This window comes from Oleiharenicola lentus, from assembly GCF_051660365.1.
Classification (GTDB): Bacteria; Verrucomicrobiota; Verrucomicrobiia; order Opitutales; family Opitutaceae; genus Lacunisphaera; species Lacunisphaera lenta_A.
This window is the reverse complement of the sequence record NZ_JBOZXB010000002.1, coordinates 878,131-903,280: the sequence shown is the minus strand read 5'-3', so window position 1 is coordinate 903,280 and position 25,150 is coordinate 878,131. Positions and strand designations below refer to the sequence as shown.

The following is a 25,150-nucleotide window of genomic DNA, read 5'->3' as shown; positions in this document are numbered from 1 at the left end:
GCGGTCGCGCCAAGGCGTCGCTACGTTGACCACCGCCCACTTTTTGCCGTGCCTCGCTGCGCGAAATCCACACAAACAAAAGGCGCGACCCACTTAAGGATCGCGCCTTCTTTGCTTGTCCGTTTCCCGGAGTAGTGGGAGCGGAAATTTTTTAGAGGATGAGATCCGGCGGGACGTTGCTCAAGGCGTCTTCCATCGTGGTGAGGCCCATTTTGACTTTGAGCATCGAATCCTGGTGGAGCGTCTTCATGCCGTTTTTCATGCACACGCGCTTCAAGTCGGCGACTTCGACTTCCTTGTTGATGGCTTCAACGATTTCTTCGCAGTTCACCATTAGCTCGTGAATGCCGACGCGGCCTTTGTAGCCGATGCCGCCGCAGATGTGGCAACCACCGGGGGCAGCTTTGTAGATTTCAAAGGGACCGACCTCGCCAAGGGCCTTGGCCATGATGTCATGCTCGCGGCCTGAGGCGGTGTATTTCGTTTTGCAGTTTTTGCAGACGCGGCGGAGGAGACGTTGCGCGCACACACAGACGAGCGCGGCGGAAATGTTGAAGGGCTCAATGCCCATTTCACCCATACGCGCGACGGTGGACGGTGCGTCGTTGGTGTGGAGGGTAGAGACGAGCAAGTGACCGGTAAGGGCCGCTTCGCACGCGATCTGGGCGGTTTCTTTGTCGCGGATTTCACCGACGAGGATGATGTCCGGATCCATACGCAAATAACAGCGCAGCGCGCGCTCGAAGGTGAGGCCGATCTGGCGGCTCATCTGCATCTGGTTGATGCCGGCGAGGGTGTATTCGATCGGGTCTTCAGCGGTCTGGATGTTAACGTCGGGCGTGTTCACTTCGCCGAGCGCGGAGTAGAGCGTCATTGATTTGCCAGAGCCGGTCGGGCCGCAGTGCAAGATCATGCCGTAGGGCTGGCGGACGCATTCGCGATACTTCGCGAGATTCTCTTCGGAGAAACCGAGCGCGGGAAGAGGCAGTGTGGATTTCTGTTTATCCAGAATACGCATGACGACTTTCTCGCCATGATTCATCGGCCCGGTGGCGACGCGCAGATCGATATCGATATTTTTCTTCGTGTATTTCTTGAACACGATACGACCGTCCTGCGGCAGGCGTCGCTCGGAAATGTCCAAGTTGCACATGATCTTCAGACGCGCGACCATGGCGAAAGCGACTTGCTTGGGCAGACGAAGTTTTTCCTGGCAAAGACCGTCGATGCGGTAGCGCACGAGGAGGTCTTTTTCCATGGGTTCGATGTGAATATCGGAAGCCCCGGAAACGTAAGCGTCCTCGATGATACGATTCGTGAGTTGAATGATCGGCGCAGAGTCTTCGCTTTCGAGGTCGCCCGCTTTGACTTCACCCGTGCCGCCTTCCGTGTAGGCGCCGGCGATGAGGTCGGTGACTTCTTCCATGTCGACGTCGTCGGTTTGCGGGCCTTTCGCCGAGGCGTCTTTGAAGAACTTCTTGATCAGCGCCTCGAGCAACGTCGCAGGGATGACCTTGACGTCGTCGATAGACATTTCCGTCGCCTGCGAAAACGCCTCGCGTTTCGCGTAGTCGAGCGGATTGACCATGAGCACGGAAGCGGAGTTCGTGCCGGTTTTTTTGTAAGGGAAAATGCTTTCGCGGCGGATGATGGCGTCGCCGGTGATTTCCACCAATTTCTCGTCGATATCGACGTCTTCGATTTTCGTGACGAGTGGGAGGTCGGTGAACTTGGAAATGAATTTCGCCGTGTCCTCCGGCGTCAGCTGGAACTTCGGATCCAGCATGCGCTGGATGAGCGTGGAAGAATACTCGGCGACTTCCTGAAGAACGTGGAGGTCCTTCGTTGTGAATTGACCGTTGGTGCCCGCGGCGGGCTCTTTGTTGAGAACTTGAATCGCGCCGATGACGATGTTCGTTTTCAGCGGAACGGTAAGCATCGAGGTGACCTCGAAGCCGACATCCATTTTCTTGAGGCTCGCAACGTCGGGGCCCTTGCCGCTGAAAAAGAGCGGTTCGCCGCTCTGGATGACTTTGCCGACGTTACCCGTGCCCGCAGGCAATTTTAACATCAACAGCTTGCGGGCCGTTTCTTTAAACTGAAGTTCCTTGTCCTTGTTGCCGTTCCAAAGCGTCGGAGAGTAGTAAACGTGCTTGAATGCAATCTCGCCGTTTTCGACGAGGTAAAGGGTCATGGACTGGGCTTGAAGCGTCTCAACTACTTTGGACGCGGTCAGTTCGATGACAGTGTTAACGTCTTCGCGGCTCGGGGCCGGTTTGGAAATGACCTTGATGAGAAGCGAACGGCGAAGTGTGCCCGTGAGATTGCTAGCGATGGCCATGTAAGAGGTAAGGTCTAAACGAAATTACGCGCGGACGGCGCAATGGATGCGCGGGAGATTGAAAAAACGCTCTTGCTTGTAGGATTAAATTTTCGCGTGGTCGAGGGTGAACTTGTCTATGTTCAGGCCGCTCAAAGATTTTTGGAAGAAACTCACCGCGCGCAAAAACGCAACCGGTCGGGCCGCCGACGGCGCGCGCGGCGAAGAAGCGGCGGCTGATTTTTTGAAAGCACGGCGCAACTTCTCGGTCGTCACGCGCAACTGGCGCAATCCCCGCGATCACCGCGATGAGATCGATCTGGTGTGCCGGGATGGGGACACCCTCGTGTTTGTCGAAGTGAAAGCCCGCGCGGCGGGTGCGCTCGTGCCGGGTTATCATGCGGTCGATGATCGCAAGAAACGCGCGTTGCGTCGCGCCGTGCATGTTTACCTCGCGCAATTATCGCATGCGCCAAAAACGTTTCGTTTCGACGTCGCGGAAGTGACCCTGCATCCGCAGTTGCCGCCGCAAGTGCTGCATTTTGAGAATGTGCAGCTGTTTCCCAAAGGCTACTATGTGGCGCGGCAAAGCGGGTCGCTGGGTGAAATGGGTGGCGGCGGAAAAAAAGGCTAGGGCCGGTGGCAATTGATCCGGCCGTGGAGTTCCCTGACAAAGAGGGAAGCGGGTGCGTGAAATTTCAAAAGCCACGCGTGTCACAAACGTGCGGGTAATAGTGATTAATAGCCTTGCGGGAGGGTGAGTTCGGGCGGACATTTCGCCGCGTATGGCCGAAGAAACTCGTCATCCATTTCTGCATGGTCTCAGCAAACACCGCGGCTCACCGCCGACGGTGATTGTGATTTTCGGCGCCTCGGGCGATCTCACGGCGCGAAAATTAATTCCGGCTATCTACAATCTCGGCTTCGACGGCCTGCTGCCGACGGATTTCCATCTCATAGGCTTCGGCCGGAAGCCGATTCCGAATGCGAAGTTCCGCAAAATCGCCGAGGGCGCGATCGAGGAATTTTCACGCCGTAAATTGAGCAAGGAAGTCTGGGCGCGCCTGGCACCGCGCACGACTTACATGGATGGTGGCTACGACGATAAAAAAGCATTCGTCGAACTCGCGAAAACGATCAAAGAGCTCGAAAAGAAAACCGGCCAGGAACTGCAGACGCTGTTCTACATCTCGACTCCGCCGAATGTGTTCGCGCCAATCATCAAGAATCTTGGTGCGAGCGGACTTGCTTCGCGTTATCTCGGCAAACCGCATCAATCACGCGTCATCATCGAGAAACCATTTGGCCGCGACCTCGCGACGGCGCAGGCGTTGAACAAGGAACTGACGACGGTGTTTGCGGAAGACCAAGTGTTCCGCATCGACCATTATCTCGGCAAAGAAACCGTGCAGGACTTGCTCGTGCAGCGTTTCGCCAACTCGATTTTCGAGCCGATCTGGAACCGAAATTTCATCGACCACGTGCAAATCACCGTGGCCGAACAAGTCGGCGTGGAGTCACGCGCGGGCTATTACGAGCAGAGCGGTGCGCTCCGCGACATGATTCAGAATCACACGATGCAACTTCTCGCGCTCACCGCGATGGAGCCGCCGGTGTCGATGGACGCGGAGTCGATGCGCGACGAAAAAGTGAAAGTATTGAAGGCGATCCAGCCGCTCAAACTCGATGGCCCAGATCCGGATTTCGCCCGCGCGCAATACGGCGACGGCGTCATCGATGGCAAACCGGTGCACGGTTATCTGAACGAGAAGGATGTCGCGCCGCAGTCAGGCACGGAAACGTTCGCGGCGTTGCGTCTTTCGATCAACAACTGGCGCTGGCAAGGCGTGCCGTTTTATCTGCGCTCGGGTAAACACATGGCGCGCCGCGTCAGTGAAATCGCGATCCGCTTCAAGCAACCGCCGGGCAATTTGTTCGGCGCTTCAAGCGGCTTCCAACTCGCGTCCAACACGCTCGCGTTTCAAATCCAGCCTGACGAAGGCCTGAGCCTGATCCTCAACGCAAAAATTCCCGGCCTCGAAACGCGCACGCAGCCGGTGAAAATGAATTTCAAATATGCGACCACGTTTGGTTCGAACACGCCGGAAGCTTACGAGCGTCTCGTGCTCGATGCGATGATCGGCGACGGCACGTTGTTCATCCGTGGCGACGAAACCGAGCGCTCGTGGCAACTGTGCACGCCGTTGCTCGAACATTGGGCAAAGCAAGGCCGCGAAGGCATGGACACTTACGCGTCCGGCTCGTGGGGTCCGAAGGCTGCGGATAAACTGCTCGCCGGCAACGGTCACACTTGGCGCGAGCCTTAAGCTATGGCGCGACTCTTCGACGTATTGCCCGGTCAAGAGGTGCCCGTTGGCGGCATCTGGTCGGGTTTCAAAAAACTGTGGGCCGATTCACCTGCGAAGGAGAATCGCGCGGTGCAGCTCAACTTGGTGTTGCACCTCGGAGCGAACACCAAGCCTACCGATGCCCAGGTGCAGTTCGAAAACACGCTGAAGTTTGCGCAGCGTTATCCGTGTCGCGTGGTCGTGCTGTGTCCGGATTTCGATGACAAAGCGCCGGCGGAAATCCGCGCAAAAATCTACGGCGAGTGCTTTCTCGGCAAATCGAAGAACGACACGCGTTGCGTCGAGATCGTGTTGTTGCACTACACGATGAAAGTGCGCGAACACTTGGAAAACCAAGTATCCGTGTGTCTTTCGACGGACATGCCGTTGTATTATTGGGGACACCAATTTTCCTCGGCGAAACGTTTGTCGGACTACGATTATTTGCTCACGCAGTCGCAGCGCATCTTGTTCGACAGCGCGATCGCCCCGGCCGACACCTTTACCTTTCCGTGGCCCAACCAATCCGCGGTGCGCGATCTTGCTTACACGCGCACGTTGCCGCTGCGTCAAAATCTCGGGCAGTTCCTAAGCCGTTACTCGCCGGACGCGATTAGTGGCGGACTTAAGAAAGTAACCATCCGGCATCGCGAACAGTTTTCCGCGGAGGCGGCATGTTTGCTTGGCTGGGTGAAAAAAGGCCTCGTGCGCAGCGGCGTCAATGTGAGCCAGGTGCAGTTCGTGGTTGTGCCGGAGAAGTGCCCGGGATGTTTCGCGATGGAGTTTGGCTACGATGCGAAGAATAAGAAAAAGATTTTCTGCTGGTCAGCTGACCTCAGCAAAGATCGCGCAAAATTCACGGGCGATCTCGGCACCGGTAAAACCACGCTCGATGCCGCCGCGCATTTTCTCGCGCCGGAGCAAGCACTCGCGGAAGCGATGTTCTTTTAATCGAGGGGCGCTCCCATGCCTTGGATCTGGCTCATCATTGCAGGATTGCTCGAAATCGTCTGGGCGACCGGTTTGAAATATACGGAAGGATTTTCAAAATTCTGGCCGAGTGTCGGCACGATTGCGCTGATGCTGTGCAGTTTTTGGTGCCTCGCGCAGGCGATGAAAACGCTGCCACTTGGCACGAGTTACGCGGTGTGGACTGGCATCGGCGCAGTCGGCACGGCGATTGTCGGGATGGTGTTATTTAAAGAACCGGCGACCGTCGCCCGGGCATTGTGCATCGTGCTCATCGTCGCGGGGATTGCGGGATTGAAGCTGACGGCGAAAGCTTAAAGGTTCGCAGCATGAAAGCATTTCGTTGGTCGATCGCTGTGTTGGCCGTTTGCTTCATGCTCGCCGCCCACGCAGCGGACAAGAAACCGGCAATAGCAGCAATTGATGCGTCCGCGGTCACGGCTCAACTCACTTGGCTGGCAGGCAACTGGCAGCTGATCAAAAATGGCCGTGTGACCGACGAACACTGGATGGCTCCTTCGGGTGGCGTGCTGCTCGGTATGTCGCGCACGGTGGCGAAAGGCAAAGTCGTCGAATATGAATTCATGCAAATTCGCGGCGGGCCTGAAGGGAAATTGTTTTTCATCGCGCAGCCGTCAGGGCAGAAAGAAGCCGCGTTTGCGGCGATCTCGGTGAGCGAGACGGAGGTGATTTTCGAAAACAAAGAGCACGATTTCCCGCAGCGCATCATTTACACGAAGCAGGCGGATGGCGCGCTGCTCGCGGCAATCGAAGGGCCGACGAAAACCGGGCACACGCGGAAGATCGAGTTTTTCTACACGCGGAGATAGCGCTCGATGGGCAACTGAAGGTGGCGCCCCACTCCGGGCGGGCTATAAAACGGACGAGGCCTGTCCGGTAAACGTGCGTCCTTAAACCCGCCCGGAGGTCGGGTTCCACCTCCGATAATCACTTCACATTGAGCACGGCGTAGCTCCGCTTTCCTTTACGCAGCAGGAGATACTTACCGAAGAGAAGATCCTTGGGGATGACTCCATAAGTATGCTGGACTCGCTGATTGTTTAAATAGACGCCTCCGGCTTCAAGGTCTTTGCGTGCGGCGCCTTTTGAAGACGCTAAACCTGAATGAACCACTAGATCAATGATCGAGAATCCTTCTCGAGCCACAGCGATATTTTCGCTAACGAAAGGAATAGCGTCTTTGAGTAATTGAGGAAATGTCCCTTCGAGTTTTGCTCTTTCAAAATCTTTCGTCGGCACCTCACCGACGACGTCGTTGAAAATCTCTTCGCTCACGCCTTCCAACGAGCCGCCGAACAGAATCTCGGTGGCTTTGAGCGCAGCAGTGAGTGCGTCGCTGCCGTGGACGATCGTGGTCATTTCGCGGGCGAGTGCTTTTTGCGCAGCGCGCGCGCCGGGGTTGGTTTTCAGTTCCGCTTCGAGCGCGTCGATGTCGGACTTGGGCAGAAACGTCAGTGTCTTGAGCAGCTTGATGACGTCAGCGTCGTCGGCATTGACGAAAAATTGGTAGAAGCGATACGACGAGGTTTTCTTCGGGTCGAGCCACACGGTGCCGGTGGCGGTTTTGCCGTATTTCGTGCCGTCGGATTTCGTGAGCAGCGGAAACACGAGGCCCCAGACGGTGACGCCAAGTTTTTTGCGCGTGAGTTCGGTGCCGACGGTGATGTTGCCCCATTGGTCGGTCGCGCCGACTTGGAGTTCGCAATTCAAGGCTTTCCGCAGGTGGTAGAAATCGTGGCCTTGGAGCAGCATGTAGCTGAACTCCGTAAAGCTGATGCCGGTGCTGCGATCTTCCATGCGTGAGCGCACGGAGTCTTTTGCGACCATCGAGTTAACCGTGACATGTTTGCCGACGTCGCGAAGGAAATCGAGAAACGAGATCGGCGCGGTCCAGTCGGCATTGTTCACCAGCTTGGCGGGATTCGGAATCGACGGTGAAAAATCAAGGAAGCGCGCGAGCTGAACTTTCACTGATGCGATGTTGTGCGCGACTTGCTCGGGCGTCTGGAGGTTGCGTTCGTCGGATTTGCCGGAGGGGTCGCCCACCATGCCGGTGGCGCCGCCGGCGAGAGCGATCGGGTGGTGACCGGCGAGTTGAAAGCGACGCAGCGCGAAAAGGGGCACTAAGTTGCCCACGTGAAGTGAGTCGGCGGTCGGGTCGAAGCCGCAATAGAGCGCCGTCGGGCCATCGGCGAGGCGCTTGGCGAGCGCGTCGCGATCCGTGGAATCGGCGTAGAGGCCACGCCAGTCGAGTTCTTCGAGGATGCTCATGCGGAAAGAGGGCGTTTATCGGCGTCGCGGGCGGGAGTGGCAAGGGGAAGTTTTACTCGAGTGAACCGCCGGCGCAGCGAAAAGGCGAAGGCATCGGAAAATAAATTGCTACGCGCCACGACCTCGCTGCATAACGCACGCCGCGTGTTAATCGATTCACCCCTCGACTCATGAAATTCGCGTTTGTTTGGCGGCTTTTGAAATGCGGCTTCCTGGTTGCGTGTAGCTTGCTGGCGTTGTTGCCCTCAGCCTTGTTCGCGCAAGAAACGTGGACGTGGCGCAATCCGCGGCCGCAGGGGAATGGGCTCTCAAGCGCGGTGTGGAACGGCGTGACGTGGGTGGCGGTCGGCCAGGGTGGCGCGGTGGTGACCAGCTCCGACGGGGTTACCTGGACTAAGCGAGACGCAGGGACGACGGAATGGTTGCGCTGTGTGATTTGGGACGGCGGCCAGTTCGTGGCGGTTGGTCACCTGAGCATGATTTTAACGAGTCCGGACGGTGTGAACTGGACGCGTCGTGGCACGGCACGCAGCCGGGATTTAAATGGCGTAGTGTGGAACGGCAGCCAGTTCGTGGCGGTGGGAAGTGCAGGTGAAGTGTTAACCAGTCTGGATGCGATCAACTGGGAGGTGCGCTCGTCCGGATCTGCGGCGGTGTTTTACCAAGTGGTGTGGAACGGAAGCTTTTTCACCGCTGTAGGGTCGGGCGGCATAATTCTCGCGAGTTCGGATGGAGTTACTTGGAGCGCCCGCACATCGGGCACACCGACAACGATTCGAGCTGTTGCGTGGAGTGGTTCGCAATTTGTCGCCGCCGGAAACGACGGTGTGTTGCTGAGTAGTGCGGATGGAGTGACCTGGATCAGCCGTGCGTCGGGAACCATGAGCTTGCTCGAAACGGTGTTTTGGGACGGCACGCGATTTCTTGTCGGAGGGTGGGAGGGAACGGTGCTGGCCAGCGCGGAAGGCGCGACGTGGTCGGCGATTCCCTCGGGCACCAACGACCAGTTTTTGGAGCTGACCTCGGGAGGCGGACAATACCTTGCCCTCGGCTCGGCGGGGGTGATTCGCACGAGCCCCACGGCAGCAGCGTGGACAAATAGAATTCCAAGTGTGGCCAGCGCGCTTGGAGACGTGATTTGGGATGGAGCGAAATACGTCGCGGCGGGCAGTGGAGTGCTGACCAGCCCGGATGGCAGCACTTGGACGGTTCGCTCGGCGGGTGGGCTCTTCGCTGACATCGCTTGGAATGGATCGATGTTTGTGACGGTGGGGCAACTGGGGGCGATTCGCAGTAGCCCGGATGGAATCACTTGGACGAACCGAACCTCCGGCGTAACCAACACGATTCTCGGCGTCGAGTGGGGCGGCGGTCAGTTCGTGGCCGTCGAGAATTCTGGCACCGTTATTACCAGCCCCGATGGCCTCACCTGGACTACACGTGCGTCCGGCACTGCGAATGCGCTTTGGGGCGCAGCGTGGAATGGCAGCCAGTTTGTAGTGGTGGGAAATTCCGGGGTGATCTTGACGAGCCCGGATGGGATCGCGTGGACGGCGCGGTCGTCCGGCACGACGACGCAATTAAACGGCGTGGTGTGGAGTGGCAGCCAATTCGTGGCCGTCGGCGCTAACCGTAACGTTTACGTGAGTTCCGATGGGGTTGAGTGGAGCAGTCGGGCGACGGGGGCGCTGCAGCTTCCCAATGGCATCGCATGGACAAACGGTCTCTTCGTTATCACCGGGACCGCCGGCTCAATTGTGACGAGCCCGGACGCGATCACTTGGACTAATCGGAATTCCGGCGCGGTGAATACCCTGCAAGGCGCCGCCAGTAATGGCGCACAGTTTGTCGTCGTGGGCAATTCCGGCACGATTCTCACCAGCGAGATCGCCTCGCCGCAGATTACCTTGGTAACCCCGTCCGCCACGCTCGTGGTGGGTGCGAATGCGACGTTCACGGTAAGCGCAATGAGCGAGGTGCCGATGACCTATCAGTGGCGCAAGAATGACATCGATATTCCAGGGGCGACGAGTGCGACACTTTCATTGAGCGGAGTGCAGTTGGCCGACGCTGCCAATTATACCGTGGTCGTCAGCAATAGTGCCGGTAGTGACACCCGTTTGTCGACGTTGACTGTGCTGACGCGTTACGAGTCGTGGCAGCGCAGCGCGTTCACGGCAGCAGAGCTGCTGTCGCCTGAGACCAGCGGTTCGACGGCTGATCCGGACGGTGACGGGCTCACCAACTTAGTGGAATACGCGCTCGGCCTTGACGCTAAAGCACCCAATTTCGCAGATGCGCCCGAAGTGAGCGCTAGCGGCACGCATTGGTTGTTCAACTACTCGCGCCCCGCTGATCGGTCGGATTTGGCTTATGTGGTCGAGGTTTCCACTAACCTTACCGATTGGGTGACAGCTGGAGTCATTCTCGAACGCCTCAGCGAGGGCGTTACCGAGACGTGGCAGGCTAAGTATCCAATTAGCTCCGCAAATCTCTTTTTCCGACTGAAAGTATCTGCCCTTTGAAGCGTTTTGTATTTCTGAGCCGGCAGTAAAACTAATGGGGCAGGGAGTGAAAAAAGTAACCGGCCTCATACATCCGAAAATGGGTTGCCGCACCTCCGTGCAGACGTCTAGTTATGACGGCTCACGCGACGCAACTTTGTCGCCCACTCAATCCGTCTAATTCCGAACTCTCATGCCTCTCGCCGTTGGCTCCAAAGCCCCTGACTTTACGTTGAAAACCAAGACCGCGGACGGTCTCGTCGATATCAAGTTGAGCGATAATTTCGGCAAGAAGCAGACCGTGCTGCTTTTCTTTCCGCTGGCTTACACCGGCGTGTGCACGACGGAAATGTGCGACCAGACTTCCGGCCTCGGCGACTACGAGCAACTTGGCGCGGCGGTTTACGGCATCAGCGTCGACAGCCCGTTCGCGCACGAAGCGTGGGCGAAGGCCAATGGTATCAAAGTCACGTTGCTCTCCGATTTGAACCGGGTGGCCACGAAAGCTTACGATGTGCTTTTCCCGAATCTCGCCGGCGTCGGCGACACCTCCGCGCGGGCCGCGTTTGTCATCGGCACCGATGGCGTCGTGAAATATTCCGAACAGACCGCCACGCCGAAAGACCTGCCGAACTTCGTCGCCGTCAAAGCCGCGCTCGCGAGCTAATTACGATTTCCCGACCGCATCCGCTGCGCACCGACCGCACCCCTTAAATTTAAAATTCCCATGTCACTCCCGAATCCTTTCAACACCCTGCAAACGTTCGAAGACGGCAAGAAATACTATTCTTTGCCCGCCCTCGAAAAAGCTGGTTTCGCCGTCTCGCGCCTGCCGGTCAGCATCCGTCTCGTGCTTGAGGCCGTGCTGCGTAATTGCGACGGCAAGCGCGTGCTCGAATCCAACATTCGCGAACTCGCGACGTGGAAGCCGGTCGAAGAGCGCACCGCGGAAATCCCGTTCGTTGTCGCGCGCATCGTGTTGCAGGATTTTACCGGCGTGCCGCTGCTCGTCGATCTCGCCGCGATGCGCTCGGCGGTCGCGAAACTCGGCAAAAACCCGAAGATCATCGAGCCGCTCGTGCCGGTCGATCTCGTGGTCGATCACTCGGTGCAGGTCGATTTCGCGGGCTCGCCGTTGGCGATGCAGAAGAATCTCGATCTCGAGTTCTCGCGCAATCGTGAGCGTTATCAATTTTTGAAGTGGGGCATGCAGGCGTTCGACACGTTCAAGGTCGTGCCTCCGGGCATCGGCATCGTGCACCAGGTGAATCTCGAATACCTCGCGAAGGGCGTGCTGAGCGCAGGCGACGTGTATTATCCTGACACGCTTGTCGGCACCGATTCGCACACGACCATGATCAACGGCATCGGCATCGTGGGTTGGGGCGTCGGTGGCATCGAAGCCGAAGCCGGCATGCTTGGCCAACCGGTGTATTTTCTCACGCCTGACGTTGTCGGCGTTTATCTCACTGGCGCGCTCAAGGAAGGCGTCACCGCGACCGATCTCGCGCTCACCGTCACGCAGCTCATGCGCAAGACGAAGGTCGTCGGCAAATTCGTGGAATTCTTCGGCCCCGGCGCCGCCGCGCTGCCGGTCGTGGATCGCGCGACAATTGCCAACATGGCACCCGAATATGGCGCGACGATGGGCTTCTTCCCAATCGACGCCGAATGCGTCAATTATCTCAAAGCGACTGGCCGCGACGAAGCCGCCGTGGCGACTTACGAAGCGTATTACAAAGCGCAAAATTTGTGGGGCATCCCTCAGAAGGGCGAAATCGATTACACGCAAGTCGTCGAACTCGATCTCGGCACCGTCGTCCCGAGCGTCGCCGGCCCGAAGCGTCCGCAAGATCGCATCGAACTCGCGAACCTCAAAAACACCTTCGTCACGTCGTTCTCGAAACCAGTTACGGAAAACGGATTCGGCAAAGCGGCGGAAGATTTTTCCAAGGCGGTCGAAATCGCCGCCGCGCCCGGCGCGGATTTTCATCCGGGCGGGGGCAGCCACGCGCACGCGTCGCCGGTCAAAGCCGACATCAAGGAAACCAACGTCAGCACCGAGCGCGAGATGGCGAACAATCGGCCTGTCGCTACCACGGACACGCTCGCCGTCGCGCCGCGTTTCGATGGCTTCGTGGCCAACGGCACCGTGCTGATCGCCGCGATCACAAGCTGCACAAACACTTCCAATCCGAGCGTCATGCTGGCTGCCGGTTTGCTTGCGAAGAAGGCCGTCGAAAAAGGCCTGCGCGTCAGCCAAGTCGTGAAGTCCTCGCTCGCTCCTGGTTCGCGCGTCGTCACCGACTACCTCGATAAAACCGGTCTCACGCCATATCTCGACAAACTCGGTTTCCAAACCGTCGGTTACGGTTGCACGACCTGTATCGGCAACTCCGGCCCGCTGCACCCCGCGATCGAAGAAGCGGTCGTCAAAAACGATCTCGTTGCGGCGTCGGTGCTCTCCGGTAATCGCAATTTCGAAGCGCGCGTCCACCAGAACATCAAAGCCAACTTCCTGATGTCGCCGCCGCTCGTCGTCGCGTTCGCCCTCGCGGGTCGCGTTGACATCGACATGGCCACCGAATCGCTCGGCAAAGATCACCAAGGCAATCCGGTTTACCTGAAAGACATCTGGCCGACCTTGAAGGAAGTGCGCGATCAAATGCAGGCCGCGCTCAAGCCGGAGGTGTTCCGCAAACTCTACACGGACTTCGCAGCGCAAAATCCGAAGTGGAACGAAATCCCGTCTTCCACGGGCAACGTTTACCAATTCGACGCGAACTCTACCTACATTCAAGAACCGCCGTTTTTCACGGATTTCTCGCTCACCCCCGGTTCGATCAAATCGATCACTGGTGCGAAGGCGCTCGGTATCTTCGGCGACTCCGTCACGACGGACCACATCTCTCCGGCCGGCGCGATCAAGAAGTCTTCCCCGGCGGGCAAGTTCCTCCTCGATAACGGCGTGACCTTCGAGGATTTCAACTCCTACGGCTCGCGTCGCGGCAACGATCGCATCATGACGCGCGGCACGTTCGCCAACGTCCGCATTAAGAATCTCATGCTCGGCGGCGAAGAGGGTGGCAACACGCTCGGCGCTGATGGCGTGAAAACTTCGATCTACGATGCCTCCATGGCGTATCAAAACGCCGGCGTGCCGCTGATCATTCTCGCCGGTCAGGAATACGGCACGGGTTCTTCCCGTGACTGGGCCGCCAAGGGCACGAACCTCCTTGGTGTCAAAGTCGTCGTCGCGCAAAGCTTCGAGCGCATTCACCGCTCCAATCTCGTCGGTATGGGCGTGTTGCCCCTGCAATTCAAGGAAGGCACGACGGCGCAGACGCTCAAACTGGACGGCAGCGAAACTTACGACGTCGTCGGCCTCAGCGCGGCCATCAAGCCGCAACAAGACCTCACATTGAAAATCACGCGCAAAGACGGGACGATCGACAATGTGCAGGTGCGCTGCCGTATCGATACGCCGATCGAGATCGATTACTACCAGCACGGCGGCATCCTGCCGTATGTGTTGCGCCAGATTGTGGCCCAGAACTAAATCCGACGCTTGCTGTCGGTTAAATTGTCCTGATGTTTCAGGCGCGGCTTCAACCCCGCGTCTGAAATTACGCACTTCGTATCCATGGCTGATCCTGCAAAACCGTCGTTTCTTGTCGACGCCTACGCCGACCCGGTGCTCGTGCGCATCGAGGGCCGTGCATCTTTTGCCAACGCCGGCAGCCTGAAAGATTTTATCGGCGAGATGATCCGTCAGGGGAAGACGCGCTTCGTGTTGGATTTTTCCCAATGCACCAGCATGGACAGCACGTTCCTCGGCGTGCTGGCAGGCGCGGCGTTGGAACTCCGCCGACAAACTACGCCCGGCGTGCTGACGATGGTGCGCGTGAGCGAGCGCAACCTTGAGCTCATCCGTAACCTCGGCCTGCACAAGCTGGCGACCGTCGATTCAGGCGAATTTCCCATGAATTTCGGCGGCGGCGCGCAAGCGCTCGACACGAAAAAGAAAGACGAGATCGAAAGCGCCAAGCTCGTGCTCGAGGCCCATGAAAATCTCGTCTCAGCGGATTCGGCCAATGCCGCGAAATTTCAGGACGTGCTCGCTTTCTTGCGCAATCGCGTAGAATCCCGCTAAGCTTTTGCGGACATGATTTTATTCCTGCTTGGCGGCATCATCGGCGCTTCGCTGGTCTACGCGTTTTACTGGCGCGCCCAGCGCGAAGCCGCGCGCGTCGAAGAAGAAAAGCAGGCGCTGCTTGAAGAGCGGCAAATCGTGCTCGATTACATGCACACGATGGTGGATGCCGTGGGCGAACGCCTGCCGCGCGAAGAACTTTTTCAGCGCATCGTGCACGCGGCGATTCTCAGCACGGGCGCGTTGAGCGCGTGTATTTTCGAGAAAGGCGCGGACAACATGATGCGCGGCGTCGCGGTCGAAGGATTGTTTCCGCCGCATCGTCCGATTGCCGATACAGCGCGCATGAAGATGGGCTCGCGCGCGAAGTTCATTGAACAAGTTTTAAAATCCGAATCTTTTCCCGTGGGCGAAGGCGTCGTCGGCCGCGTGGCCGCGACGGGGCAGGGCTTGCTGGTGGTGAGCGCGCCGGATGATCCGCGCATCGTGAAACACAGCGATCCCGCGCTCGTGGTTTACTCCGTGATCGCCGCGCCGATTCTCGTGCACAAAAAGCTCATCGGTGTGCTGTGCGTGTGTAACGCAGCTGACGGACTGCCGTTTACCGAGACCGATTATTCGCTCGTCGCGACGCTCGCGGAACAGGCGGGTCTCGCCGTGCATAACGCGGATTTCCTGAATCTGCAGGTCGACAAGCAACGCCTCGATCTCGACCTTGCTCTCGCGAGCAATGTCCAGCGCATGCTCCTGCCGAAAGAAATGCCGAAGGTGGCGACGCTCGACATGGACGCTCGCTACCTCGCCGCGCAAAAAGTCAGCGGCGATCTCTACGACGTTTTCAAACTAAGCCGCGACTGCGTGGGCCTTGCGGTGGCGGATGTTTCCGGGAAAGGTATTTCCGCGTCTTTGCTGATGGCGATTTGCCGGACGACGCTGCGCCGCATCGCGCCCCTCGATAACTCGCCGGCGCGTGTCCTCGCTGAACTCAATCGTGCGCTCGCCGGCGACATGCGCGAGGGCATGTATATCACGATGACTTATGCGGTCGTCGACGCGGCGCGTAACGAAGTGACTATCGCGCGAGCCGGTCATGAATTATCGCTGCTCGTGCGGCGTGACCCGAAGACGGGAATATTCGTGACCGATTATGTCGGCGCGGACGGCATGCCGTTGGGGATGGTGGATCCGGAATTGTTTGATCAGGTGATCACCGATCAAAAATTGGATTTCGCGCCAGGCTCTGCGCTCGTGCTTTACACGGACGGTCTCACCGAGGCACCCAATGCAGATGAAAAAGAATTCGGCGGTGCGCGCCTCGCGGATGTGGTGCGGGCGGCTCATGCTGGCTCGGCCAAAGAGATCAATGATCGGATTCTCGCTGCGGTGGAAAAATTCACGGGCTCAGCGGGCCTGCGCGATGACTACACGCTGTTAAGCGTCAAGCGCTCCGACACACTGCCCGAAGGTTAAGGTGGCGAGCTGCGCTGATTGGCGCGGTGTATGCCGGAAATCCCGTTTGCGTTTGGCCCGATCGGTTTCTACTTTTTCCGACTCATGTCCGCTGCTTCTTCACCGCTCGAACAAACCAAGCTTCCCGATGCCACCGGCCGTTTTGGCCAGTATGGCGGCATCTACGTTCCGGAAACGTTGATGACGGCGCTTGAAGAACTGACCAAGGCTTACGAACTCGCGCGCGACGACGCCGGATTTCAAAAGGAACTGAGGCATCATCTCAAGGAATTCGCCGGCCGCCCGACCGAACTGTATTTCGCAGAGCGCCTCACTGAGCACTGCGGTGGGGCGAAGATTTATTTTAAACGCGAAGACTTGCTCCACACCGGCGCGCACAAAATCAACAACGCTATCGGCCAGGCATTGCTGGCGAAGCGCATGGGAAAAAAACGCATCATTGCGGAAACCGGCGCCGGTCAGCATGGCGTGGCGACTGCGGCGGTGTGTGCGAAATTTGGCTTCGACTGCACAATCTACATGGGCGCGGTGGATATGGAGCGGCAATCGCTGAACGTATTCCGCATGCGTCTGATGGGCGCGAAAGTCGTCGGCGTGGACGCCGGCCAGAAAACGCTCAAGGACGCGGTGAACGAAGCGATGCGCGACTGGGTGACCAATGTGCGCGACACGCACTACATTCTCGGGACGGCTTATGGCGCGCATCCGTATCCCATGATGGTGCGCGATTTTCATCGCGTGATCGGCCAGGAAGCTCGCGCACAGATCCTCGCTCGCGAAGGCCGCTTGCCCGATGAACTCGTGGCGTGCGTGGGTGGCGGAAGCAACGCGATCGGGCTGTTCTTCGAATTTCTCAGCGAGCCGAATATCAAAATGACCGGCGTCGAGGCGGGCGGCCGTGGCATCGCGCGCGGCGAGCATGCGGCGCGTTTCGCCGGGGGCCGACTCGGCGTGTTACAAGGCTGCAAGACCTACGTGTTGCAAGATGACGATGGCCAGATCGAGCCGACGCATTCGGTGAGCGCGGGCCTCGACTACGCCGCGGTTGGGCCGGAGCACGCATTTTATCGCGAGAACGGTCGGATCGATTTTGCTTACGCGACTGACGAAGAAGTGTTGGAGACGTTCAAGCTCTGCTCGCGACTGGAGGGAATCATTCCCGCGCTCGAATCAACCCACGCGATCGTCCACGGCCTCAAGCGCGCGAAGGCACTTTCAAAAGACAAGATCGTCCTCGTGAACCTCAGCGGTCGCGGCGACAAGGACGTGCAGCAGGTGCAAAAAATGATTTCCGCATGAACAGCATGACAGGCTACGGTCGCGCCACGGCCACGTTGGGAGCGCAGACGCTTACCGTGCAGGTCAACTCCGTGAATCGCCGCGGGCTGGATTTGACGCTCGCTTTGCCGGATGAGTGGCAACCCTTTGAAGCGGCGGTCGGCGACGCGGTGCGCAAAGTCGCGTTGCGCGGCAAGGTGCACGTGGCCGTCGACGTTGAAGGTAAGTCCGGCGCGAATGCCGAATGGGATGAGGAAGCGATCGCTGTAATTTTAGAAAAACTCGAGCGCGTCGCGGCGGCCCGCGGGGTGAAATTCGAGCCGACGGGCGAATTACTTTGGCAGATCGCGAGCGCGCAACGCACGGGTTCAGCGCTTTCGGCTGATGAGGCCACCGCGGATATTGTGCTCGCGACGGTGAATCAAGCGTTGCGTGAGTTTTCCGCGATGCGCGCGAAAGAAGGCGAGGCGCTGCTCGTGGATTTTCTCGGTCGCTTGCTGAAACTTCAGCAAGCGTTCGATGCCATTGCCGCGCGGGCACCGTTGATCAGCGGTGGTTACCGTGAACAGCTGCACCTGCGGTTGCGTCAGGCGGGGCTGGAACTCGACCTCAACGACGAGCGGGTTTTGAAGGAAGTGGCGTTGTTTGCCGATCGCTGCGACGTGACGGAGGAGCTGACGCGTTTACGCAGTCATTTTTCCCAGCTGCGCGATCTGTTTAAAGCAAAGGGCGAGATCGGCCGCAAAGCAGAGTTCATCCTGCAGGAAATCGGTCGCGAGATTCACACGATCGGCAGCAAGGCCAACGATCTCGCGATTTCGCAACAGGTGATTGAGTTCAAAAATGAACTCGAGCGCGTCCGCGAACAGATCGCGAACGTCGAGTGAGTTACGTGTTTGAACTGGTCGGCTGGCGCAGCGACCAGAGCACATACCAGAACACCCCCACGCAAATCGCCGAGTCGGCGACGTTGAACGTGGGATAAACGTAGTTGCCGAAATGGAGGTCGACGAAATCGATCACGTGGCCGTGGAGCAAGCGATCGACCAGGTTGCCGACGATGCCGCCGCATAGCAGGCCGAACGCGATTTGCGCGGTGGGATGTTTCAAGCCAAGATGGCGGCGCCAGAAAAAGAGGGCGACGAGCGTGGCGAGCGCAAGCAACGCGAGGAGCGTGCTACGTCCCGAAAACATGCTCCAGGCCGCGCCTGTATTACCGACGTGCACGAGATTGAAAAATCCGGGAATGACCGTGATTCCGTCGAGGCCATAGCTGTTGAAGGGCAAAGTCGCATTCACCCAAATTTTGGTGGCCTGGTCGGCAACGAAGATGATGGCCGCAATGATCCACAGGCGGCGATACGCGAGCACGCGCGAGAACCGGGTGGGTTCAGGCGCAGATTGTCGTGGTTGCTCCGCAGGCGAATTGGGCGGAACGGACGCGGTTGGTGAGGGCGAAAGTTTCAAACTGAGTGGGGCCAACCGCGGGTGACTTATTCGTCGCCGCTGTCGTCGGCGGTGATTTTGCCACCGTCTTCTTCGCCGGCTTCACCGAAGAGGCCGCCGCGTTGCTGGGCACGGTGTGAGTGACGCTCGACTTGTTTCTTGGCCTCAGCGGAATAGCGGGTGAATGGGACCGCGAGTAGGCGTTCCTTGGCGATGGGCTTTTGCGTGGTTTCGCAAATGCCATAGCTGCCGTCGTGCACGCGTTTGATCGCGGCTTCGATTTCGGCGAGCGCTTCTTGTTCGTTGGAAACGAGGCTCAATGCGAAATCACGGTCGAAGGTATCGGTGCCGGCATCGGCCATGTGCTGGCCGTAGCCGGAAAGATCGCCAGAGTCGTCTTTCGAAGACTTAAGCAAGGTCTCTTCGGTGTGTTCGCCGAGTTGCGTGAGGACGTGCAGGCGAAGATCGAGCAACAGGCGATAGTAACGGCGGAATTTCTCCGGCACTTCAGATTCATCGATCATCGCGGAAGGCTTTTTGCCCTTGGCGGGATTGAAACCGAGAATGTCCATCAGCGAAGCAGGCTTCACGTGGTGCGGCTTCGCGGCTTTCTCAAGCTTCGCGGCATCGATGACCTTGGTCGATTTTGCCGTGGCGCTTTTGGCGGTCTTGGCGGCGGTTTCGATCTGAGTCTCGTTCTTTTTCGCGATCTCGCGCACTTCATCGAGGCTGAAGGCGATGGCTTTCGGCGCGGCTTTGCGCTCGAGGAGCATGCGCTTCAGTTCGGCAGCGTTGAGGGGTTGTTTACCGCCAGCTTTACCCGGGGCTTCCGCGGCTGCAGGTTTTTTGGCAGGTGCAGCGGCGGCGGTTTTGGCCGGAGCGGCTGCTGGCTTGGATGAAGATTTAGCCGGAGCCGCTTTCACCACGGGCTTGGCGGGAGATTTAGCAGGAGCTTTGACGGGAGCGGATTTTTTTGCGGGGAGCTTTTTCTTCATGGCCATATAAAAGTCGAGATTAGGAGTTAAGGGCTTCTTCGCAGCGTGGGCAAACTTCTCCGTGGGGAGTCGTGTGCAGCGCCGGCACCCATCGCCAGCAACGCGGGCAACGGACGAATCCGTCTTCGCGGGCATGACGGGCGGTGAGGCTGATCGCTTCGGCAGCTTGGGCGGCCAGAGTGACATGCGAAACAATAAACAGTTCGGAGAGAAAATCCCGGTGTTTTTCCAACACCTTGAACATTGCGTCATCCGCCGCACCGGTGATGGTCACGACGGAATCGAGCGACTTGCCGATGGTGCCGGCTTGGCGGAGCGGTTCGAGGGTTTCGTTCACCTTGGCGCGAAGCTGGAGGAGGGTCGCCATTTCGCCTTCGACCTCGGCATTACGCCAGTCGGTCGAGACGACGGGCCAGTCTTCGAGGTGGATGGAGCGGTCGGAATATTCCGCGTTGGCGACGTGATACGACCACGCTTCGTCCGCCGTAAAGGTGACGATTGGTGCGAGAATTTTAATCAGCGTCTGGAAGATGTGGTGAATCGCGGTCTGCGATGAACGGCGGAGCGGATGCGCCGCGCCGAGCGTGTAAAGGCGATCCTTCAACACATCGTGGTAGGTCGCGGAAAGCGTGACCGAGCAGAACTGGTTGCAGAGCTGGTAAACGCGGTGGAATTCGTAGGCGTCGTAAGCCTTCGTGCACTCTTCGAAAAGAATTGCGGTTTGGTGCAGCGCCCAGCGGTCGAGCACGTTGAGTTGCGCGACGGGCACTGAGTCTTTGGTGGCGTCGAAATCAAAGAGGTTCGAAAGCTGGAAGCGGAACGTATTACGCAGCAGGCGATACGCCTCGCCGACGTTTTTGAGGATTTCGTCGTCGACGGGAATGTCGTCGCGGAAGTCCTGCGACGAGATCCAAAGACGGATGACGTCCGCGCCGTGTTGCGCGATGTAGGCCTCGGCGGTTTGCGGTTTTTGATACGTGCTGCTCTTCGAGATTTTTTGGCGATCTTTATCAACGATGAAGCCGTGCGTGAGCACCGCTTTGTAAGGCGCCGCATCGGACGCGATGACGCTGCACCAGAGCGACGACTGGAACCAGCCACGGTGTTGATCGCTGCCTTCGAGATAGAGATCGGCGGGCCAGTGGGTGCCGCCTTGACCGTGTTTGAGCACGGCGGCTTGGGTCGAACCGGAATCGATCCACACGTCGAGTGTGTCGCGTCCGCAAGTGAGTTCACTCGGCGCGGGCCAGTCGGCGGGCAGCGTTATGCAATCGAGGATTTGCGCGGCATCGGATTCATACCAGAGGTTGGTGCCGTGTTGCGCGATCTTGTCGGCGATGGCGCGTGCGACCTTGGCGTCGAGATAGGCTTTTTTCTTGGAATCGTAGAACGCCGGAATCGGCACGCCCCATGAGCGTTGACGGCTGATGCACCAATCCGGACGCGACTCGACGGCGCCACGGATGCGGGCTTCGCCCCACGCGGGAATCCAGCCTTGGTTTTTCGCGATGTTCGAGACTTCGGAAAGTGCGGTCTGGCGGACACCGGATTTGTCGAGCGACACAAACCACTGGTCGACCGCGCGGAAAATGATCGGCGTCTTCGAGCGCCAGCAATGCGGGTAGCTGTGCGGGTATTTCGCCTTGGCGAGCAATGCGACGTGTCCCGTGGCGTCAGGCGTGGACAGTTTTTTCAATACGGCGAGGTTCGCCGGCGAAGGTTTCTTCGCTTTCAAGTCTTCGACGGTTTCGAGCGTGGTGAGGCCGACGAGGTCGGCGGGCACCTTGCCGTCGTCGAGGTATCTGCCGTCATCACCGACCGGGCAGTAAATTTCCAACTTATACTTCAGGCCGGTTTGGTAATCCTCCGCACCGTGGCCCGGCGCGGTGTGGACGGCGCCGGTGCCGCTGTCGGTCGTAACGTAATCGGCCAGCACGATCGGCGAGGGCCGATCGATAAACGGGTGACGCGGCTGCATCTTTTCGAGCACGGCGCCCTTCATCGTTTGCACGACGGTGGGCTGGGGTTCGAGTTTAGCGGCAGTGGCGACCGAGCCGAGCAAGGCTTCGGCGACGATGATGCGTTCCGCGCCGAGATCAGCGACGACGTAATCGACTTCCGCGTGCAGTGCGATCGCGAGATTGGCCGGAATTGTCCACGGCGTGGTCGTCCAGATGACGACTGAAATGGGCTTATCCGTCGGCAGGTTGAACTTCGCCGCTTCCTCAGCGGGAATGGCAAACTTCACCCAGATCGCGATGGAGACGTGGTCTTTGTATTCAATCTCAGCTTCGGCGAGCGCGGTTTCGAAGGGGATCGACCAATACACGGGCTTCTTGCTCCGGTAAACGAGGTCTTTTTCCACGAACGCGGCGAAGGTGCGCACGACATCCGCTTCGAAGGCCGGGGCTTTCGTTTTGTATTCGTTTTTCCAGTCGGCGAGGACGCCGATGCGTTTGAACTGCGAAGTCTGCTTTGCGATCCAGCTTTCGGAAAACTCGTCACATTTGGCCCGCAGTTGGGCGGTCGTGAGTTCGAGTTTATTTTCGCGGATTTCCTGGGAAACTTTTTGCTCGATCGGCAGGCCGTGGCAGTCCCAACCCGGCACGTAAGGCGTGCGGTAACCGCGCATGGATTTGTAGCGGTTGACGATATCCTTGAGCGTCTTGTTCAGCGCGGTGCCGATGTGGACGTCGCCATTAGTAAATGGCGGGCCGTCGTGCAGGACAAAGGTCTTGGCGCTGCCGGCGTGCTTGCGTTGGATGGCGTTGTAGAGGTCGATCTTTTCCCAGTGGGCGACCCGTCCCGGTTCGCGTTGCACGAGACCTGCCCGCATGGAGAAGTCGGTTTTAGGAAGCAGGAGGGTGTCTTTAAGCTCTTTGGCCATCTGAAATAAGGGGCGCAGGCTACCCAGCACGAGGGGGTAGTCAAGTGGCGAGACAGTCGGGATTTGCCCGGTCTCTCAGGCGGAGAATTCGCCCGCTTTTCTGGCCAGTTCAGCGCCGCTTTTCAGGCAGTCTGGGACAGAGATTCCATCTTTGGCATTACTGCCGATAAACAGCCCCGTGTGGCTATTTTCGCAACGGGTCAACGGCTCCACGAAACGCTCGTGGCCGAGGTTGTATTGCGGGATGGCGCGCGGCCAGAATGTGTGGTGAACGAAGGCCGGCTCGCCCGTCACGCCGAGCAATTCGCGCAAATCCGGCAGCACCCGCTCGACCAGTTCCGCTGTTTCCAAACGGCCCATCTCCGGCCGATTCGCGCCCCCGGCAAAAACCGTCAGCGCCACGTGACCTTCCGGCGCGCGTCCGGGGAACAGCGTGGAGGAAAAGAGCGCGCCAAGGAGATTGCGGCGTTCGCGGGCTGGCACGAGCATGCCGAAACCATCGAGCGGATGCGTGACCTGCTCCCGTTTAAAACCAAGGAAAAGCGAACTGACCGGCGGGTGCGGCTGGTGATCGAGCGTGGCTAACGGACGTTCGCCGAGCGTGCCAAACGCCAGTTGCGCCAAGCCGCCCGCAGGCAAGGCGAGGACGACGGCGTCGAATTCCGACGTCTGCACGGCACTGTCGCGCGACCAGATGATTTTCCACGGACGACCGGGAATGATATTGGTCACCGTGGCGTTGGTTTTCACCGACCCGGCCGGGAGCGCGTTTGCGAGTGCCTCGGGCAACGCCTGCAACCCGGAACGAAATGAAATGAGCGGCGCGGCCCCGGAGGTTTCGCCTCTGGCGCGACGAGCGGCAGTTTCGGCTTTCATGCCGCGTAAAATCGAACCGTGCGTGCGCTCCAATTGCCACAGGCGCGGGAAGGCATAACGCGCGGACAGCTTCTCGGGATCGCCCGCGTAAACGCCCGACACAAATGGATTGAGCCCGTAGTCAGTGATCTCGCGCCCGAAATGCGCCGTAACAAAACTGGCGAGGCTCGTATCCGTGGTGCGCACGCGCGGGCGCGTGAGCAATTCGGTCAGGACTTTAAAACGCGCGCCGAGCGAAAATAACGGCGACGCGAGCAACGCGGGCGGCGAGAGCGGCACAGGTGTGAGTTGGTCGCGGCGCACGATAAACCGTTTCGCGGCGGCGGGATTTGCCGCGACGCGCTCGGTTTGCAGTCCGAGTTGCGCAATCAATTCCGCGACCGCGCCGTTTTCTTGGATGGAATTCGGGCCGGCTTCGATGAGCCAGCCGTCGCGTTGCGAGGTGCGCACGACACCGCCGATATCCGGGGCTTTCTCAAACACCGTCACGCGATGCCCGGCGCGATGCAGGTGCCACGCGGCGGAAAGTCCGGTTAATCCCGCGCCGACAACTGCGATGGATTTCGGCGAGGCGACGGGCATGTTATTTCCAGTGTGTGACGGTATTCACGAGCGCGTCGACGCACTCGATCTTCGCCTGCGGCATGATGCCGTGACCGAGATTGAAGATGTGACCGTTCGCGCCGCGCATGGTTTCCAGCAAACGCGTGACTTCGCGCTGCACGATTTCCGGCGTCGTGTTCATGAGCACGGGATCGAGATTTCCCTGCAGCGCGATGTTGTTGGGCACGAGGCGGCGCGTAACGCCGAGATCAAGCGTCCAATCCACCCCGAGCACACGTGCGCCGCTGAATGCCTGGTCGGTCAACTGGGTCGGCGTGTTTTTGGCGTAGAGGATCACCGGGAAATCTTTCGGTAGCGCGGCGATGATTTCACGAATCCAGCGCAACGACGCCGCCTCGTAATCCTGACCGGCGAGAATGCCGCCCCAGGAATCGAAAATCTGGATCGCATCCGCGCCGGCGCGGATCTGCATGTGGAAATAATCGATGAGCGCCTTCGTGAGTTTTTGCATCAGCGCCTCGAAAAACGGCCGGTCGGAATAGAAAACAGTTTTCGCGCGCTCGAATTCGTCCGCGCTGCCGCCTTCCAGCATATAAGTTGCGAGCGTCCACGGGGAACCGCCGAAACCGAGCAGTGCTTTTTCGCCTTTGAGTTCGGCTTTCACGCGCGCGAGCGCTTGACCGACATAGTCGAGCCGCTGCGCGACGCCGTCGGGATTTAAACGGTCGAGCTGGGATTTGTTTTCGAGGCGGAAATCCATCCCGATGCCGCCTGTGTCGCGAAATTTGTAGCCCTGGCCGAGCGCCTCGGGGATCACGAGGATGTCGGAAAAGATAATCGCAGCATCGAACGCGAAACGTTTCAGCGGTTGCAGCGTTACTTCTGCTGCGAGTTCGGGTGTGCGCACCATTTCGAGAAACGACGACTTCGCTTTCAAGACGCGATATTCCGGCAAATAGCGACCGGCCTGGCGCATGATCCAAACGGGCGGACGGTCGAGCGGTTGGCAGGCGACAGCGGAGAGGAAGCGTTCGCGGGAAGTCATGAG

At 58.8% G+C, this 25,150-nt stretch carries 19 protein-coding genes; 12 read left to right on the top strand and 7 right to left on the bottom strand.

Features of this window, described 5'->3' with window-relative positions:
• Positions 1 to 151 precede the first annotated feature (151 nt).
• Positions 152 to 2,341 carry an ATPase, T2SS/T4P/T4SS family gene (locus ACRRQW_RS18695; protein WP_438483142.1) on the bottom strand — a complete coding sequence of 730 codons (2,190 nt, stop codon included), beginning with the start codon at positions 2,339 to 2,341 and terminating at the stop codon, positions 152 to 154.
• Positions 2,342 to 2,459: 118 nt separating this feature from the next.
• Here ACRRQW_RS18695 and ACRRQW_RS18690 point away from each other — a divergent pair, with 118 nt between their 5' ends.
• The 5 genes from ACRRQW_RS18690 (at position 2,460) to ACRRQW_RS18670 (ending at position 6,467) form a co-directional block, all read left to right on the top strand.
• Positions 2,460 to 2,954 (top strand): YraN family protein, encoded by a 495-nt coding sequence (locus ACRRQW_RS18690; RefSeq protein WP_438483141.1) that lies wholly within the window; start codon positions 2,460 to 2,462, stop codon positions 2,952 to 2,954.
• 151 nt (positions 2,955 to 3,105) lie between these two features.
• Entirely contained in the window at positions 3,106 to 4,647 is a 1,542-nt protein-coding gene (gene zwf / locus ACRRQW_RS18685) for a glucose-6-phosphate dehydrogenase (RefSeq protein ID WP_438483140.1), read from the top strand.
• A gap of 3 nt (positions 4,648 to 4,650) precedes the next feature.
• The gene (locus ACRRQW_RS18680) at positions 4,651 to 5,619 is read left to right on the top strand and encodes a glucose-6-phosphate dehydrogenase assembly protein OpcA (protein WP_438483139.1); all 969 of its coding nucleotides are present in this window, start codon (positions 4,651 to 4,653) and stop codon (positions 5,617 to 5,619) included.
• A gap of 15 nt (positions 5,620 to 5,634) precedes the next feature.
• Positions 5,635 to 5,955, top strand: a complete 321-nt coding sequence (gene sugE / locus ACRRQW_RS18675) for a quaternary ammonium compound efflux SMR transporter SugE (protein WP_438483138.1) — start codon at positions 5,635 to 5,637, stop codon at positions 5,953 to 5,955.
• 11 nt (positions 5,956 to 5,966) lie between these two features.
• On the top strand, positions 5,967 to 6,467 hold the full coding sequence (locus ACRRQW_RS18670; RefSeq protein ID WP_438483137.1) for a DUF6265 family protein: 501 nt from the start codon (positions 5,967 to 5,969) through the stop codon (positions 6,465 to 6,467).
• A 118-nt stretch (positions 6,468 to 6,585) separates the two neighbouring features.
• Here the strand turns inward: ACRRQW_RS18670 and tyrS are convergent, their stop codons facing one another.
• Positions 6,586 to 7,929 (bottom strand): tyrosine--tRNA ligase, encoded by a 1,344-nt coding sequence (gene tyrS, locus ACRRQW_RS18665; protein WP_438483136.1) that lies wholly within the window; start codon positions 7,927 to 7,929, stop codon positions 6,586 to 6,588.
• Between the two features lie 170 nt (positions 7,930 to 8,099).
• On the opposite strand from tyrS, the gene ACRRQW_RS18660 reads away from it, so the two are divergent.
• From ACRRQW_RS18660 to ACRRQW_RS18630, 7 genes are all read left to right on the top strand, one after another.
• Positions 8,100 to 10,454 (top strand): immunoglobulin domain-containing protein, encoded by a 2,355-nt coding sequence (locus ACRRQW_RS18660; RefSeq protein WP_438483135.1) that lies wholly within the window; start codon positions 8,100 to 8,102, stop codon positions 10,452 to 10,454.
• Between the two features lie 172 nt (positions 10,455 to 10,626).
• Positions 10,627 to 11,100: a redoxin domain-containing protein gene (locus ACRRQW_RS18655; RefSeq protein ID WP_438483134.1), complete on the top strand. Its 474-nt coding sequence runs from the start codon at positions 10,627 to 10,629 to the stop codon at positions 11,098 to 11,100.
• A 60-nt stretch (positions 11,101 to 11,160) separates the two neighbouring features.
• A complete protein-coding gene (locus ACRRQW_RS18650; protein WP_438483133.1) occupies positions 11,161 to 13,992 on the top strand; it encodes an aconitate hydratase in 2,832 nt (943 codons plus the stop codon).
• 84 nt (positions 13,993 to 14,076) lie between these two features.
• Entirely contained in the window at positions 14,077 to 14,586 is a 510-nt protein-coding gene (locus ACRRQW_RS18645) for an STAS domain-containing protein (protein ID WP_438483132.1), read from the top strand.
• Between the two features lie 12 nt (positions 14,587 to 14,598).
• A complete protein-coding gene (locus ACRRQW_RS18640; protein ID WP_438483131.1) occupies positions 14,599 to 16,056 on the top strand; it encodes a SpoIIE family protein phosphatase in 1,458 nt (485 codons plus the stop codon).
• A gap of 84 nt (positions 16,057 to 16,140) precedes the next feature.
• A complete protein-coding gene (gene trpB / locus ACRRQW_RS18635) occupies positions 16,141 to 17,355 on the top strand; it encodes a tryptophan synthase subunit beta (RefSeq protein WP_438483130.1) in 1,215 nt (404 codons plus the stop codon).
• Positions 17,352 to 18,221, top strand: coding sequence for a YicC/YloC family endoribonuclease (locus ACRRQW_RS18630; RefSeq protein ID WP_438483129.1), 870 nt, complete (start codon positions 17,352 to 17,354; stop codon positions 18,219 to 18,221). Before trpB ends, ACRRQW_RS18630 begins: the two co-directional genes overlap by 4 nt.
• 1 nt (position 18,222) lies before the next feature.
• Here the strand turns inward: ACRRQW_RS18630 and lspA are convergent, their stop codons facing one another.
• From lspA to hemE, 5 genes are all read right to left on the bottom strand, one after another.
• Positions 18,223 to 18,705: a signal peptidase II gene (gene lspA, locus ACRRQW_RS18625; protein WP_438483128.1), complete on the bottom strand. Its 483-nt coding sequence runs from the start codon at positions 18,703 to 18,705 to the stop codon at positions 18,223 to 18,225.
• 122 nt (positions 18,706 to 18,827) lie between these two features.
• The gene (locus ACRRQW_RS18620; protein WP_438483127.1) at positions 18,828 to 19,775 is read right to left on the bottom strand and encodes a TraR/DksA family transcriptional regulator; all 948 of its coding nucleotides are present in this window, start codon (positions 19,773 to 19,775) and stop codon (positions 18,828 to 18,830) included.
• Between the two features lie 19 nt (positions 19,776 to 19,794).
• Positions 19,795 to 22,662 (bottom strand): isoleucine--tRNA ligase, encoded by a 2,868-nt coding sequence (gene ileS / locus ACRRQW_RS18615; RefSeq protein ID WP_438483126.1) that lies wholly within the window; start codon positions 22,660 to 22,662, stop codon positions 19,795 to 19,797.
• 75 nt (positions 22,663 to 22,737) lie between these two features.
• Positions 22,738 to 24,120: a protoporphyrinogen oxidase gene (gene hemG, locus ACRRQW_RS18610; RefSeq protein WP_438483125.1), complete on the bottom strand. Its 1,383-nt coding sequence runs from the start codon at positions 24,118 to 24,120 to the stop codon at positions 22,738 to 22,740.
• 1 nt (position 24,121) lies between these two features.
• On the bottom strand, positions 24,122 to 25,147 hold the full coding sequence (gene hemE, locus ACRRQW_RS18605; RefSeq protein ID WP_438483124.1) for a uroporphyrinogen decarboxylase: 1,026 nt from the start codon (positions 25,145 to 25,147) through the stop codon (positions 24,122 to 24,124).
• Positions 25,148 to 25,150: the final 3 nt, after the last annotated feature.

What these genes read in the sequence shown, in the direction of transcription:
- ACRRQW_RS18620 (WP_438483127.1), bottom strand. Translation starts at nt 19,775, where the DNA reads ATGAAGAAAAAGCTCCCCGCAAAAAAATCCGCTCCCGTCAAAGCTCCT.
- hemE (WP_438483124.1), bottom strand. Translation starts at nt 25,147, where the DNA reads ATGACTTCCCGCGAACGCTTCCTCTCCGCTGTCGCCTGCCAACCGCTC.
- ACRRQW_RS18680 (WP_438483139.1), top strand. Translation starts at nt 4,651, where the DNA reads ATGGCGCGACTCTTCGACGTATTGCCCGGTCAAGAGGTGCCCGTTGGC.
- zwf (WP_438483140.1), top strand. Translation starts at nt 3,106, where the DNA reads ATGGCCGAAGAAACTCGTCATCCATTTCTGCATGGTCTCAGCAAACAC.
- ACRRQW_RS18650 (WP_438483133.1), top strand. Translation starts at nt 11,161, where the DNA reads ATGTCACTCCCGAATCCTTTCAACACCCTGCAAACGTTCGAAGACGGC.
- ACRRQW_RS18690 (WP_438483141.1), top strand. Translation starts at nt 2,460, where the DNA reads ATGTTCAGGCCGCTCAAAGATTTTTGGAAGAAACTCACCGCGCGCAAA.
- ACRRQW_RS18640 (WP_438483131.1), top strand. Translation starts at nt 14,599, where the DNA reads ATGATTTTATTCCTGCTTGGCGGCATCATCGGCGCTTCGCTGGTCTAC.
- ACRRQW_RS18630 (WP_438483129.1), top strand. Translation starts at nt 17,352, where the DNA reads ATGAACAGCATGACAGGCTACGGTCGCGCCACGGCCACGTTGGGAGCG.
- ACRRQW_RS18670 (WP_438483137.1), top strand. Translation starts at nt 5,967, where the DNA reads ATGAAAGCATTTCGTTGGTCGATCGCTGTGTTGGCCGTTTGCTTCATG.
- hemG (WP_438483125.1), bottom strand. Translation starts at nt 24,120, where the DNA reads ATGCCCGTCGCCTCGCCGAAATCCATCGCAGTTGTCGGCGCGGGATTA.
- ACRRQW_RS18645 (WP_438483132.1), top strand. Translation starts at nt 14,077, where the DNA reads ATGGCTGATCCTGCAAAACCGTCGTTTCTTGTCGACGCCTACGCCGAC.
- tyrS (WP_438483136.1), bottom strand. Translation starts at nt 7,929, where the DNA reads ATGAGCATCCTCGAAGAACTCGACTGGCGTGGCCTCTACGCCGATTCC.
- sugE (WP_438483138.1), top strand. Translation starts at nt 5,635, where the DNA reads ATGCCTTGGATCTGGCTCATCATTGCAGGATTGCTCGAAATCGTCTGG.
- trpB (WP_438483130.1), top strand. Translation starts at nt 16,141, where the DNA reads ATGTCCGCTGCTTCTTCACCGCTCGAACAAACCAAGCTTCCCGATGCC.
- ileS (WP_438483126.1), bottom strand. Translation starts at nt 22,662, where the DNA reads ATGGCCAAAGAGCTTAAAGACACCCTCCTGCTTCCTAAAACCGACTTC.
- ACRRQW_RS18655 (WP_438483134.1), top strand. Translation starts at nt 10,627, where the DNA reads ATGCCTCTCGCCGTTGGCTCCAAAGCCCCTGACTTTACGTTGAAAACC.
- ACRRQW_RS18660 (WP_438483135.1), top strand. Translation starts at nt 8,100, where the DNA reads ATGAAATTCGCGTTTGTTTGGCGGCTTTTGAAATGCGGCTTCCTGGTT.
- ACRRQW_RS18695 (WP_438483142.1), bottom strand. Translation starts at nt 2,341, where the DNA reads ATGGCCATCGCTAGCAATCTCACGGGCACACTTCGCCGTTCGCTTCTC.